Annotated in this window: 12 protein-coding genes and 1 riboswitch; of the genes, 5 read left to right on the top strand and 7 right to left on the bottom strand. The window is 61.9% G+C overall.

What is annotated here, in order from left to right:
* Window positions 1-163: 163 nt before the first annotated feature.
* Entirely contained in the window at window positions 164-946 is a 783-nt protein-coding gene (locus tag NKJ23_RS33590) for a CbtA family protein (protein WP_352568976.1), read from the bottom strand.
* A 15-nt stretch (window positions 947-961) separates the two neighbouring features.
* A complete protein-coding gene (locus NKJ23_RS33585) occupies window positions 962-1,141 on the bottom strand; it encodes a CbtB domain-containing protein (protein ID WP_023676561.1) in 180 nt (59 codons plus the stop codon).
* Between the two features lie 36 nt (window positions 1,142-1,177).
* Window positions 1,178-1,374, bottom strand: a riboswitch (cobalamin riboswitch).
* A 141-nt stretch (window positions 1,375-1,515) separates the two neighbouring features.
* On the opposite strand from NKJ23_RS33585, the gene NKJ23_RS33580 reads away from it, so the two are divergent.
* The 3 genes from NKJ23_RS33580 (at window position 1,516) to NKJ23_RS33570 (ending at window position 4,449) form a co-directional block, all read left to right on the top strand.
* Entirely contained in the window at window positions 1,516-2,709 is a 1,194-nt protein-coding gene (locus NKJ23_RS33580; RefSeq protein WP_352685005.1) for an aromatic ring-hydroxylating oxygenase subunit alpha, read from the top strand.
* 218 nt (window positions 2,710-2,927) lie between these two features.
* Window positions 2,928-3,926 (top strand): heparan-alpha-glucosaminide N-acetyltransferase, encoded by a 999-nt coding sequence (locus tag NKJ23_RS33575; protein ID WP_352568977.1) that lies wholly within the window; start codon window positions 2,928-2,930, stop codon window positions 3,924-3,926.
* A 16-nt stretch (window positions 3,927-3,942) separates the two neighbouring features.
* A complete protein-coding gene (locus NKJ23_RS33570) occupies window positions 3,943-4,449 on the top strand; it encodes a methyltransferase family protein (RefSeq protein ID WP_352685003.1) in 507 nt (168 codons plus the stop codon).
* Window positions 4,450-4,467: 18 nt separating this feature from the next.
* Here the strand turns inward: NKJ23_RS33570 and NKJ23_RS33565 are convergent, their stop codons facing one another.
* The 4 genes from NKJ23_RS33565 to NKJ23_RS33550 form a co-directional block, all read right to left on the bottom strand.
* On the bottom strand, window positions 4,468-4,854 hold the full coding sequence (locus tag NKJ23_RS33565; protein WP_023676566.1) for a MerR family transcriptional regulator: 387 nt from the start codon (window positions 4,852-4,854) through the stop codon (window positions 4,468-4,470).
* 136 nt (window positions 4,855-4,990) lie between these two features.
* The gene (mgtE, locus tag NKJ23_RS33560; protein WP_502897560.1) at window positions 4,991-6,388 is read right to left on the bottom strand and encodes a magnesium transporter; all 1,398 of its coding nucleotides are present in this window, start codon (window positions 6,386-6,388) and stop codon (window positions 4,991-4,993) included.
* Window positions 6,389-6,738: 350 nt separating this feature from the next.
* Window positions 6,739-7,221, bottom strand: coding sequence for an SRPBCC family protein (locus tag NKJ23_RS33555; protein ID WP_254818127.1), 483 nt, complete (start codon window positions 7,219-7,221; stop codon window positions 6,739-6,741).
* Window positions 7,218-7,535 (bottom strand): ArsR/SmtB family transcription factor, encoded by a 318-nt coding sequence (locus NKJ23_RS33550; RefSeq protein WP_352685000.1) that lies wholly within the window; start codon window positions 7,533-7,535, stop codon window positions 7,218-7,220. The genes NKJ23_RS33555 and NKJ23_RS33550 overlap by 4 nt, the downstream gene beginning before the upstream one ends.
* A 339-nt stretch (window positions 7,536-7,874) precedes the next feature.
* Between NKJ23_RS33550 and NKJ23_RS33545 the strand changes: the two genes are divergently transcribed.
* The gene (locus NKJ23_RS33545; RefSeq protein WP_352685009.1) at window positions 7,875-8,786 is read left to right on the top strand and encodes a phosphatase PAP2 family protein; all 912 of its coding nucleotides are present in this window, start codon (window positions 7,875-7,877) and stop codon (window positions 8,784-8,786) included.
* Window positions 8,787-9,112: 326 nt separating this feature from the next.
* Here the strand turns inward: NKJ23_RS33545 and NKJ23_RS33540 are convergent, their stop codons facing one another.
* A complete protein-coding gene (locus NKJ23_RS33540; protein WP_352684998.1) occupies window positions 9,113-10,180 on the bottom strand; it encodes a cyclic nucleotide-gated potassium channel in 1,068 nt (355 codons plus the stop codon).
* A 990-nt stretch (window positions 10,181-11,170) separates the two neighbouring features.
* Here NKJ23_RS33540 and NKJ23_RS33530 point away from each other — a divergent pair.
* Window positions 11,171-13,703 (top strand): FG-GAP-like repeat-containing protein (locus NKJ23_RS33530; RefSeq protein ID WP_352684996.1); only part of this gene is annotated, 2,533 nt, incomplete at its 3' end.

Below are 13,703 nucleotides of genomic sequence, written 5' to 3'. Positions count from 1 at the left end.
GTGGGGGGGGCGCGGTTGGGGTGGCGTACTCTGCGGTCTTTCGGGTCCGGGTTGTGATACTCGCGCGCTGGGGTCCGCACTGGCACTCCCCGCTTGCGGCGCGGGCGCGGTCGGCCCCCCCCCCCCACCGCCGATGACCAGGGTCAGTGCCCCGGCAGCGCGGTCAGGCAAAGCTGTCGCGCAGGCTGGTCGCCGTGCCCGTGAAGCGTCCACGCACCACGCCGACGACCGCGCCGAGCACCAGCCAGAACACCAGATTGGTCAGCGTCACCGCCACCACGAACTGGTGGTGCAGGTCTTCCGGGATCGCCGTCTCGAAGCTATCGGGCTGCGGCGCGCCGACGATATGCGGCGCAACGATCAACGCCACGGCAAGAGCCACCAGCGGCAGCGATCTGCGGAAGACGATAAGGCCGAGACCGGCCGCTGTCGCCACCACTGTTGCCCACCACCATATCTGGCGTTGGACAAGGTCGGCCGCCGGCATCGCCGGCAGTTCCGGCGGCAGGCCGAGGCCCGGCGCCAGCGTGAACGCGGCAAAGCCGGCCAGCCCCCAGAACAGGCCCTGGCGCCAATTGCCGATGCCGCCGGCGAATTCCGAAACCGCAACCAGGACCAGCGCAAAGCCGATGCCGGTGACGATATTGGCAACGACGCTGAAGCCGAAGCGCTCGAAACCGTCCGCCGGCGCCCAGCCTTCGTCCTCAGCCGGAGCCATTGCTTCAGCCGGTGCCGGCGCGGCGCTGCTCATAGCCGTCGTGCCCGCAGCGTTTTCAGCCGGTGTCGCAGGTGCCGCGGCATGGTCATGGCCGCCGCCGGCCTGTTCGTAGACTTCCGCCTTCAGGATGAGCGGCACCGTGGCATAGGCTTGCATGCAGGCGAGAGCCACGCCGGCCACAAGCCCTGCGATCGCCGCGATGAACACGACGTTGCGAAACAGTGTCATGATGTCAGCCCCTTGTTAGTGGCAGGGAAAGCCCATCGAATGGCGATAGTCGTGCGCGGCATTGTGGACCGCATCGATATGCGAGAAGCCGACAAAGCCCATGACGAAAATGCCGAGGAATGCAGCAAGCGCCAGCTGCATGAGACGCGACTGCGAGGAGGCGGAAGCGCCGAGCGAAACGGAAGCGGTATTCATGTCTTGTCCTTTCGCCCTCCACCCGAGGGCATAGAAGTCAGTTTCCTGTCGCCGGCAGGTCTCCTGGCTCGCGGATCAGCGCCCTTCCCCACCTTCCCGAAGGCGAACCTTCAGTGGCATATGGAGAGGACTACCGCACACAGTTGCGGGGGCAGCCACGGCATTGGGCAAACAACTTGCCCTCACCGCATTCCCTCTTGGTTCCAAACGGAACCGACGACATCAGCGACTATAGGCAGAATCGCCGCGCCCGGCAAACCAAATTCCGCCGGATCGTGTAGCGAATGCGCCGCCTCGCCAAGCCCGGTCGGCCGGCGCCGCGATTGACAATTTTCGCAGCCGGGTGTCGGCTGGCGGATGGGGAGGAAGCCGGCATGCAACCCAGCCCGAATGAGCGCGGTCCCTACAACGGCCTGACGCGGGCCGAGCCGACGCTGCCGTCATCAGCCTATTGGGAGATCGCGGCCTATCAGCGCGATCTCGAGGCCATCTGGTATCGCAACTGGCTGCTCGTCTGCCGCGAGGCCGACCTTGCCCAGCCGCTGGCTTTCAGGACGTTCCGCATAGGCACGCAGGAGGTCGTCGTGCTGCGCGACGAGACCGGCGAGTTGCGCGCCTTCCACAACACCTGCCGGCATCGCGGCTCGCAGCTTTGCCAGCAGAGCGAAGGACGGCTGAAGGCGCGGCTCATCACCTGCCCATACCATGCCTGGTCCTATTCGCTGCACGGCGATCTGGTGCGCGTGCCGTCGAAATCGCTGCCGGACGGCTTCGACAAGGCCGATCATCCGCTCTACCGGGTCGCGCTTTCGGTGTGGCGCGGTTTCGTCTTCGTCAATCTGGCGGAAGACGCTGCCGGCTCGGCTGAAACATCCTTCGATCCGGCATCCGGCAACCTCGCCAACTGGCCGTTGGAAACGCTGCTGAGCGGCCATGTGCTGCGCAAGGTTATGAACTGCAACTGGAAGATATTTTGGGAAAACTTCAACGAGTGCCTGCACTGCCCCGGCGTACACAAGGACCTGTCGCGGCTGGTGCCGATCTATGGCCGCGGCCTGATGGGCCGGCACGACGACCCCGAATGGGCGCGCCACGCCGACAATGACGCGCCGGAATTTGCCGGCGGCTTGCGGGCCGGGGCCGAAACCTGGTCGCGCGACGGGCGCGTCCACGGCACGGTCTTTTCCGGCCTGACGCCGGGCGAGCGTGCCGCCGGGCAGACCTATGCCACCAGCCTGCCGTCGATGTTCGTCGTCGGCCATGTCGACTATGTCAGGACCGTGCGGCTGGTGCCGCTTGGGCCGGAGCAGACCGAACTTACCGCCGAATGGCTTTTTTCGCCCGAAGCGCTCGCCGATCCGGCCGCGGATATCGACAACATCGTCGCCTTCGGTACCAAGGTGCTGGAGGAGGATGCTGATATCTGCGAGGTCAACCAGATGGGCCTGCGCTCGATGCGCCACAAGGCCGGCGTACTGATGCCCGAGGAATACGACTTGCACCGCTTCCACAACTGGGTGCGCGAGCGCCATGCGGCGCTCGCACATCAAAGCGATTTGGGCAGATAGCGCCAGGTGACGAAGCCGCAGGCCGCCGCCAGCAGGCCGAGTGTCGCGAAAACCGCGCCCAGTCCGAAAAACGCCAGCACGCCGGCCAAAGGCTTTCCGGCTCTGGCCTAAAGCAGCTCTGATGCCGACCGGTACCAACGCGACGCAAGGCCCTGCTTCTTTTGACGGTGGCAACCGTGATAGTCGTCTTGCCGGGGCTGAACCAAGACAGCGAGACCATGAGCATCGACACGCCGAGCGCAGCCGTTCAGGATCAACCGAAGTCGAAGCGCATCGCCGTTATCGACATTGCACGCGGCATCGCTTTGCTTGCCATGGCGAGCTATCATTTCACCTGGGACCTCGAATTCTTCGGCTACACCGATCCCGGCCTCACCGCCTTCGGCTGGTGGAAAATCTACGCGCGCTGCATCGCCTCGAGCTTCCTGTTCCTGGTCGGCATCAGCCTCTATCTCGCCCATGGCAAGAAAATCCGCTGGACCGGCTTCTGGAAGCGCTTCGCCATGGTTGCCGGGGCAGCGCTCGCAATATCGCTGGTCACCCGCATCGCCACGCCCGACGGCTTCATCTTCTTCGGCATATTGCACGAGATCGCGCTCGCCAGCCTGCTCGGCCTGGCGTTCCTGCGCCTCCCGGCGCTGCTGACGCTGCTTGTCGCCGTATTCGTCGTCGCTGCGCCTTTCTACCTGCGATCCGAAACTTTCGATCATCCGGCTTTGTGGTGGGTCGGCCTGTCGGCGACCAACCCGCGCTCCAACGACTACGTTCCACTGCTGCCCTGGTTCGGCGCCGTACTTGCCGGCATCGCGGTTACCAAGCTCGCCGCCACCTCCGGCGCGCTGACGCGGCAGTCGGCCTTGGCGCCCGGCCGCTGGGCAAATCCGCTGGTCTTCATCGGCCGGCACAGCCTTGCCTTCTATCTGATCCATCAGCCGGTGCTGATCGGCTCGGTCTGGCTGTTTTCGCAATTCATGCCGGCGCAGGCCGAAACCAGGGAGGTGCGTTTTCTGAAATCCTGCCAGATATCCTGCGAGCAGGCACGCGACACCGAGTTCTGCTCCAGCTATTGTGCCTGCATGCTGGACACTCTCCAGGGCGAAGCCTCGCTTGACCGGCTCTACAGCAACGATCAGTCCCCGGAGTGGAAGGCGCATATTGGCGAGCTCGCCGGCACCTGCACCGCCCAAACCGAGGCGGCGGAACCGGGAACGCGCTAATCGAGGGAGGACAATAATGAGCGACAGTCACCCGAAACCCGTGCAGCAAAATCCTGGGCAGCCGAAGCTGGGGCACATCCCATGGCCGCCGCTGATCTATATCGCCGCCATCATCGTCAGCGTCGCGCTAGGGCTGTTCTATCCGCTGCCGTGGATCGGCGATCTTCTCGGCGACATCCTGTTCGCCGCCGGCCTTGTGGGGTTGGTGGCGGTTGCCGCGCTCTGGTTCACGGCAATCCGCACCATGATCCGCGCCAAGACGACGCTCAACCCGAACGGCGTGCCTGACCATCTGGTGATTACCGGACCCTTCGCCGTCAGCCGCAACCCGATCTACCTCGCCAACACGCTGCTGCTGGTCAGCCTCGCCTTTGTCACTGGGATCGCCTGGTTCCTGCCGCTGGCGGTCATCGCGGCGTTCCTGACGCAGAAGCTGACGATCGAGAGCGAGGAGCAGGTGCTGACGGCCAAATTCGGCAAGAAATACCGGGACTACGCCAAAAGGGTGCGGCGCTGGATTTGAGGCGAGGCTGACACCGGCTTACGTGGTGACGCCGAGCTCCACCAGCCGCTCGACGCAGGATTCCTCGGCCTGGTCGAGCTCGGCCAAGGTCTCTTCGAGGTCGCGGCGTTTCTGGCGCAAATCCTCGCGCTTTTCCTCGATGCGCTTGATCATCAGCTTGAGCTGGCCGACCTCGCCGGGCGGCTCCCTGTACATCTGGATGATTTCGCGGATCTCGTTGATCGAGAAGCCGAGCCTCTTGCCGCGCATGATCTGGCGGATGAGATGCCGGTCCGACGGACGGAACAGCCGAGTGCGGCCGCGTCTTACTGGCTGCACCAGCCCTTCGTCCTCATAGAAGCGCAACGTCCGCGTCGACACGTCGAATTCGCGGGTCAGCTCCGTGATCGAATAATATTCCCGCATCGTCACTCCAATGCCCCGGCCACGCCGCGAGTTCCAACTGGCCGCCGCCGGCGCCCAGGCGCGTACCAGAATCGGCGGACAAGGCACCTTTCAAAGCCTCGCATGGCATTTACGTAAAAGTCAATTGAGGTGACGTTCAGCGCACGCCGAACCACCATGTGGCGAGCCCGAGAAAGGCAAAGAAACCGACGACATCGGTGACCGTGGTGACGAAAACCGCCGAAGCTACAGCCGGATCGATCTTGAAGCGGTCGAGCAGCAGCGGGATAAGGATGCCCGCCAGAGCCGCCACGAACATATTGATGATCATCGCAGCCGCAATGATGCCGCCGAGATTGCGATCGTGGAACCAGGCAGCAGCCACGAGGCCGATCAGGATGGCAAAGATGATGCCGTTGATGAAGCCCACCCCGATTTCGCGGCGGATGATGCGGCCGGCATTGTAGATGTCGAGGTCCCTGGTCGCCAGCGCCCGCACCGTGACCGTCATGGTCTGCGAGCCGGCATTGCCGCCCATGCCGGCGACGATCGGCATCAGCACCGCCAGCGCCACGATATGCTCGATGGTGCGGTCGAACAGGCCGATCACCGAGGCCGCCAGGAAAGCCGTCAAAAGATTGACCAGCAGCCAGGGCACGCGCGAGCGCGAGGTCGAAAAGATGCTGTCCGAGAGTTCTTCGTCGCCGACGCCGCCCATGCGCAGCAGATCTTCCTCGGCCTCCTGCTGGATGACGTCGACGACGTCGTCGATGGTCAGCACGCCGACCAGCCGCTCGTTCTCGTCGACGACGGCGGCGGACAGAAGATCGTATTGTTCGAATTCGCGTGCCGCCTCCTCCTGGTCCATGGTGGCCGGGATGGCATGCCTGGTCTCATGCATGACCTCTTCGACCTTGACCGAGCGCTTGGTACGCAGGATCTGGTCGAGGTCGATGGCGCCGAGCAGCTTGAAGCTCGGATCGATGACGAAGATCTGGCTGAAACGATCGGGAAGATTGTTGTCCTCGCGCATGTAGTCGATGGTCTGGCCGATCGTCCAGAAGGGCGGCACCGCGACGAACTCCGTCTGCATGCGGCGGCCGGCGGTCTCTTCGGGATAGTCAAGCGAACGCCGCAGCCTGATCCGCTCGGTGAACGGCAGCCGCGACAGGATCTCGTCCTGGTCCTCCTGGTCAAGGTCTTCGAGAATGTAGACCGCGTCGTCGGAATCGAGATCCTGCACCGCCTGGGCGATCTGCGCATTGGGCAGACTGTCGACGATGTCGCGGCGGATCGCCTCGTCAACCTCGGTCAGCGCGGAAAAATCGAAATCCTTGCCCAGCAATTCGACCAGCGCGCGTCGCTGTTCCGGGTGCAGGGCCTCGAGCAGATGGCCGAGTTCCGACTGGTGCAGATCGTCGACTTCACGCTTCAGCGTCAGCGTATCGCGATCGGCGATCGCGGCACCGATCTGGGCGAGGAACGACGACAGGATGACGCCGTCCTCGTCATAGATGTCGGCGCGGCGCTCCTCGGCGGCCCTGGCGCCGGTCATCTGTTCGTCCTGGCCTTCCACCAGCGCCTCCCGCCATCGGATTTCCGGATAAGGTGCCTGTCAGGTCTAGACCATGATCCTGACAATCGGAATCGATTTTGCGAAAGGACCATGCACAACGACAAATTGCTACAGCGCCGTTCGCGCGTCCAAACGACGCGGCGCATGCCGGATGGTAGGAGGAGAGGACGTTCTACAAACTTGCGGCGCTGCAAACCTTCGCGGCGGCAGGTAAAGGGCAGCGTATCTCCCCGCCCCGGTCAACCAGATGGGCAGATCGACACTGATTCAAAACGGCGAGGCCGACGGTGCGACGGCCTCGCTGGATATTGGACTTAACGGCCTGCCGATCAGGCGGCGTGGCGCTTGGCCTCAGCCGCATAGCGGTCCAGGAGACCGCTCCAGCCACCCTCGGATTCGAAGGCCTCGCGCATCGCCTCTGCGGTTTCGCCCATGTTCTCCAGAAGCCTGTGCTCGAGTTCCACACGTGTCGCGTTCTCGCCGAGCGCGACAAAGCGGATCTCGACTTCGGTCAGCAATGCCGGATCGTAGCGCCAGCCGGCTCCAATGCGCCAGGCGAGCGTCAGCCTGGACGGCGGATCCCAGGCGAGAACCTCGCCCCAATCGCATTGTGACCCATCCTCGCCGATCTCGTACCAGCGGCCGCCGGCTTTCGGTTCGATCACCGCGGTCGTCAGGGCGGATTTGCCGATCGAGTGCGAAGCCGGCCACCAGCGCCCGAATCCTGTGGTGAACACATCGAATGCCTTGTCGAGCGGCACCTCCACCGTCACCGACTTCCTGACCGGCGCGGGCTTGATCATGGTCGTCATTTCCTCTTCTCCTTGCTGTTGTCGACTTCCCGTTTGAAGGCGTCGAGCGCATCGCCCCAGATGCGGTCGAGCCAGGCGCGCATCTCGCCGAGCCCATGCGGGTCGAGATGATAGATGTTGCTGGCACCTTTCGGCTCTGCGCGGACCAGCCGGGCTTCCTTCAAAACCTTGAGGTGCTGCGATACCGCCGGCTGCGAGACCGGAAGCACTCGCGTCAGATCGATGACCGAGCGGGGCCGATCGGCGATGAGCTCGAACACCTTGCGGCGCGTCGGATCGGCCAAGGCCACCATTCCTGCATAATCATAAATCATGACTTATGATAAGCTAAAACTTATGATATGTCAAACAGGGAGCGGTGGACCGGTGTCTAAACACCCGGCCGGCTCGACGCTCTGGGGCAATTCCTTGACGCGGGGGCATGGACAGCAATGCGGATGCAAGATTGCTCAGGGAATCAATCCACCGCATGCGGGCCAGCCGGCAAATGTCGACCACCGGGGAAAAGTAAACCTGGCGGCAAGGTTTTTACCTTATCGGTGTATGTGTCTCTCCGGCGAAACGTTAAGAACGGGTAAATTGGTTTGGCCCTAACCACGGAAGCCTCTCGCTACAGGCCCTCCGCCATATGGCAATTGCGCCTCTCCTTGTTCATGGCGACATACGTTTTAGGTGCATCTGCACTATATCCAGAAGTATTCTATACGTCAGCCTTAATCTATTCTCACAAGTTTCTTGTTGGCATTCCGGTGTTGTTTATCGGTGGCGTCTGCTGTGCCGCGCTAGTCCATGGCCGGCGGCAACCGGTTCGCTACGCACTGGATTTGGTTCAAGGGCGCTGGCGCGGTTGTCTGCTGGTGCTGCTGTTCTTCTTTGCCAGCTTGACCGCGTTCTCTACCTACAAGATCGCCATCCCGTCCGTCGTCCCATACTATGCCGACAACTGGTTGGCCGACGCTGATGAATGGCTGCACGGGATGCCGCCATGGGAGATCGTCCATAAGCTCGACGGGAACAATTGGTCGTTCGTCGTCTTCAACAGCTATGAAGTCATTTGGTTTTACCAGTGGTTCGGCACCATCCTTTTCGTGTCGCTCTGGTCGGACGAGATTGCCCGCATCCGCTATCTCTGCGCAGCAGCGCTGACGCTGTCCGCACTCGGAACGGTCTTGGCCCTGGCGCTGGCATCGGTCGGACCGGTTTACTACCACCACTTTGTCGGCGTGGATCGCTTCCACGGATTGAATGCGGCTTTGGACAGGCTGGACCACAGTTACATGGTGCGGAAACCCGCGGCATATCTCCTGATGGCTTACCAGAGCGGCCGGCCAAGTCTTGGCGGCGGCATCTCGGCCATGCCAAGCATGCATGTCGCCTTTGCCGCATTGAACGCCTATTTGCTGTCATCGATCAATCGCTGGCTTGGCGTTCTGGGTTGGACCTTTGCAGCCCTGATCCTGTACGGATCGGTGTTCACTGGCTGGCACTATGCCGTGGACGGGTACGCATCGATCGTTGTTGTATCGGTGATCTGGTGGGCGACCGGACGCCTGGTGCGCGAATAGTTATGTGCGCTTGTCGATAGATGGCCATGCCCGCCGATGGCCACTTCGCATAAGCCAAACTCGCGACCGCAATCAGGCAAACAGCACGTGCCCTGACAAGGACGCTCCCTGCCGTGCTCGAATTCAACGGGCAAGAGATTCCGCTTTCGAATTTAATGGTGCGGTCGAGATGCCGCGTTGATTTTAAAGCATTTTTCTACGATTCCGTGGCGATTTGTATTGAGGGTGGTTCGGCAGCGGCAAAGCATGTAGTTCCAGCCAGCCACCATCGGCAGGCAGCTGGCAGCCTTGCCATCGCATCCTCCCCTGACGAACACCTAGTACGGTCAAGCCTTAGGTGCCGCGCCGCGCCGCTCGAGCGCGGTCTTGCGGATGGTTTCTGCGATCTCCGGGCTGCTGCTGCACAGCATCTGGAAATCCGCCGAGTGTAGCGACAGGAGTGAGACCACCGTTGTGGCGCTGACGGTCGCCGAGCGCGGTTCGCCCGTGATCAGCGCCATCTCGCCGAAGAAGGCGCCAGGGCCCAGATCCACCGGGTTCGGCGTCGCGACGCTGACGCGCCCCTCCACGACGAAGAACATCTGGTCACCGGTCTCGCCATTGCGGCAGATCACAGCGCCCGCCGGCACGATGCGAGGTCGTAATGCGCGCACGATCTCGACTAGTGTGGCCGGGCCGAGCTTCTGAAACAACGGCACGGCGGCGACCAATTGCCAATTGCGGACGAAATCCTCGCGACGGACTTCTTGATAAAAGCCGGTGGCAAGAATGCCAGCCCAGAGCGCGAAGATGCCGATGCCACTCATCATGACCGCCCCGGCAAGGACGCGGCCGGCGAAGCTTTCCGGAATAGCGTCGCCATAGCCGGTGGTGGACAGCGTGACCACCGCCCACCACATTGCCTGGGGGATGCTGCCGAACTGTTGCGGTTGGACGTCGCGCTCGATGACATAGGCTGCGAGCGCAAAACCGAAAAGAACGATGCCGAAGACGGTGGCGACGCCGATCAGGTTGCGCGCTTCGTTGGTCAGGATTCTGCCCAGCAGCGGGAAGAAAGTTGAATCGCGCAGCGGTTTCAGCAGCCAGACAGCACAGTAGAGGCTCCAGTCGGGCGTGCCGACGAGCAGAAATGCGGCGAGTGGAACCAAAACCGCGAGCACATCAATGGCGATTGCCGGCGTCCTGTCCCGAACGTCTCCCGCCCGGCGCTTGAGCAGTTTCTCGGCCAATTCCAGGAGATAGACGCCCCAAATGACCGCGAGCACGGCAGCCAAAGCCAGTCTGCTTCGTCCGGACAGGTCCGGTGTCGTGAGCGTAGCCACCCCCACAAGCCCAGTCGCAGCCAGCACCGCGTTGAGCGGCGCGTAAATTCTTAAGAAAGGCAGTACCGACATTCTATGCCCACGAGCGGATACTACCCTCCAGAATAGGAGCCTTCAAGGCAAGCGCAAAGGTGCTAATTCGATATGGAGATTACCGGGCCACCCTTGGTCGTCGCTGGACCATAGGCCATGAACCATCCGATCAGGGTCGAGATCGAGCTGCCCCTCGAACCACACCCAGCGCCGGCTCGTTCTCGGTTGGACCTTCGCAGCCCTGATCCCGCACGGATCGGTGTTCACTGGCTGGCACTATGCCGTGGACGGCTACGCATCGATCATTGTTGTGTCGGTGATCTGGTGGGCGACCGGACGCCTGGTGCGCGAATAATCATGTGCGCTTGTCGATAGATGGCCATGCCCGCCGATGGCCACTTCGCACAAGCCAAACTCGCGATCGTAATCAGGCAAAAGGCACGTGCCCCGACAAGGACGCTCCCCGCCGTGCTCGAATTCAACGTGTAAGAGATTCCGCTTTCGAATTTAATGGTGCGGTCGAGAAGCATCGCCGCACCGGTTCTCGTGTTGATTTAAAAGCGTTTTTCTGAGAATTTCGTACCGGATTGTATCACAGTTTGTATCTCAATCTGTATCGCTCTGTATCGCTCAGTGCGGAGCCGATATTTAAGCTCGTAATGGCTCAATCTCGAGGCTTGGAGCATCGCCCGTACGCTAACCGGCGCTAACGGAGAGGATGCCTGGGGCGCCGGTCTAGACGAAACGAGCCCCGTGGCCCCGGTCCTTCGCAGTTTCTTTCGGAACTCGCGCGTGAGCGTCAGCGACCTCCGTAAGGGCAATAGTCTGCGCTGCTATGGCTGATCAATCAAAACAGCGGTTGATGGCGCCCGCAGATCGGCTTAGGGCGTCCTGGTTGTTCAGAGACAATCTCTCATACGCTCACCTCTCTTAAAAATTTCCCTGTGGATATTCTCACTATGACGATGCGGTGTCGTATTCGTTTGGTCGCGGCTGAGTAGAAATAAGCAACTTGGGCTCGGGGGAATCATGAACAAGTTGCTTGTTGGCGCAGCATTGCTTGCCGCCGGTGTCTTCGGCGCGGATACATCTTTCGTTTCTTATATTAGAAGCTCCGCAGGGATGGCGGCTTTTGCGCAGGAGGCGCAAGCGACCTCGCCAGATGCTGGCGCCGGTGAGGGCCTTGGCAATGGCGGGGCAGCTATGGGCAGCGGCGGCTCATCGGATCAGCCGAGTGCGGGGGATGAGCCCGCTTCCGGCAGTGCACCGGCGACCGAGAGTCCGGACGCGGCAGCCACGGTCGGCACCGACCCGGCCGCGGCCGGCACGGCGGATCAACCGACCGACAGCGAGGCGGCACCCGAGGAACCGGCGGCAGCGGCAACGATAGAGACGACCACGACGAGCGGCGATCCGGAAGCGATCGGCACGCCGAAGGTGGATCTGCCGAAGAGCTCAGGCAATGGCAATCTGGGCTATGCCATCGGCATCGACGTTTCGGACTTCCACGGCATCGAACCGTCGATTGCACTCACATACGAGTCTTCGCGCAGAACCAAGACGGGCGGGCTCTACCAGGGCTGGCTGGGCTACGCCTGGGGTCTTGGCGGTTTTGACGTCATCGAGCGGGCAAGCCCCGGCTACGGCATGCCGGCATTCGATGCCGGCGATATCTACCTGCTCGACGGTCAGGCGATGGTCGCCTGTGTTGCCGGCATGGTATCGCCGTCCTGCTCGGCCGGCGGCACCCATGCGACCGAGAACGAATCCTATCGCCGCATTGCGCTGAACGGCACCACCAACGAATGGAAGGTGACGGATCGCGACGGCACCGTCTCGACCTTCCGCTCGGTCGCTGCCGTCGCGAACCTGACGCCACCTGCCGGCACGCCGGCCTATGACCTGGCCCAAAACTATCGCTGGCTGCTGACCTCGGTCGCCGACACCAACGGCAACAGCGTCGCCTACACCTACACCTGCCCGGCAAGCCCGGTCTGTTACCCCGATACGATCAGCTACAACGGCACTGTCGTAAAATTCTATCTGGAGACGCGGCCCGACCTGATCCTGATGGGCAATGGCCGCGACATCTCCGAGACCAGCCAGCGCATCAAGGCCATCGGCGTCACGGTCTCTGGCGCGCTGCGCGGCGCCTACAAGCTGACCTACGATCAGGCGCCGTTCTCCAGCGCTTCCCGTCTGACTGCCGTCACCCGCTACGGCACCGATGCGGCCATCGCTGCCGACGGCAGCATCACCGGCGGCACCGCAAAGCCGCTCGGCCAGATGACCTACCAGAATACCGATGGGGTCTACACGACCGTTAATAGCGTGCTCTCCGCGCTCCTGGTGCCAGGAGCACCCAACGAGACCGGCGATCTGGATTTTGACGGCCGTGACGAAATCTTTGGTGACCGGGTCTGGCAACAAACGTCGGGAACACAGCAAAATCCTGGTGCCATCACCTACAATAGAACGAAATACACATACAAATTCAATTCGAGTAGCGCGCTCATCAACACGACATCGGTAGCCCTCAACGCGGCAGAGGACGGTCTATATTCTTCTAAGCCCGGTAGGCTCTTACCCAACAAAAGCACGATGGACTTTGCCGATACGGTCACGGCGACTTCTCAGTCGAATGGCGGCCAGTCGGTGACGGGTACACGAGGCGCGATTGTCCTCTCCGACACCCAGCTGGCGTTGACCAATGCCAATTGCAAAACGTTCCTCGGCGCCCCGTCGCCGCCGGCCGGATACGAGGCCGCATGTGATGCGCTCTCGGATGGCTCATTTATTGTCGCTGACGCGGACGGCGATGGCCTCGACGTGGTCAACAAAAGTAGCGGCACTCTATTAAATCCGAGCCTGGGCGTCGGCGACTTCCTCGGCAATGGCCATCAGCTGCCGATATATATATCGGGAAGCAATTTACAAAAGGGCGTGTTTTCGGTCGACAAATGGCAGCCGAGCGGGACGGCGTTCGACATTACCTGCCCGGCGGCGCAATTTTCTGGCTCTGGCACTTGCGTGCTGGCCGATGTCAATGGCGATGGGGCGACAGACATTGTCAACTACGGCCAAGGCGGCAGCACCCGAGTATTTCTGTCGACCGGGATTGGCTTCAAGGGCTACGTCAAGCACGACGCGGATGGCGATATTGGAATGCTGCGCGACTTCGATAATGACGGCCGGATGGACCTCATCACGCTGAGCAACAGCGATCTCAAAACCCAGCCCTACAGCACCGGCAACGTCAAGATTTACTTCCTGCAGCCATCCTCGACGGACTTCACGCCGGTTCGGTTCTATCTTCCTGTCGCGATGACCGCCGGATCGCCGGTCGGCGACTTCAACGGCGATGGCCTTCCGGATTTTACCGACTACATCGCCCACATGTTCATCTCCACGCCGGGCGCGGGCAACCCGAACCTGCTGCGCAATGTTGTGACGGAGCTCGGCGGCACGGTCGCGGTAGAGTATGCGCCGTCATCGACCTGGGTGAACAGTTACCTGCCGCAGGTGGTGCATGCGGTGACAAAACTGTCGGTCGACGACGGCC

Origin of the sequence: Mesorhizobium sp. M0184 (assembly GCF_040322215.1) — a bacterium.
Lineage (GTDB): Bacteria > Pseudomonadota > Alphaproteobacteria > Rhizobiales > Rhizobiaceae > Mesorhizobium.
This window is presented reverse-complemented; position numbering and strand designations above follow the sequence as displayed.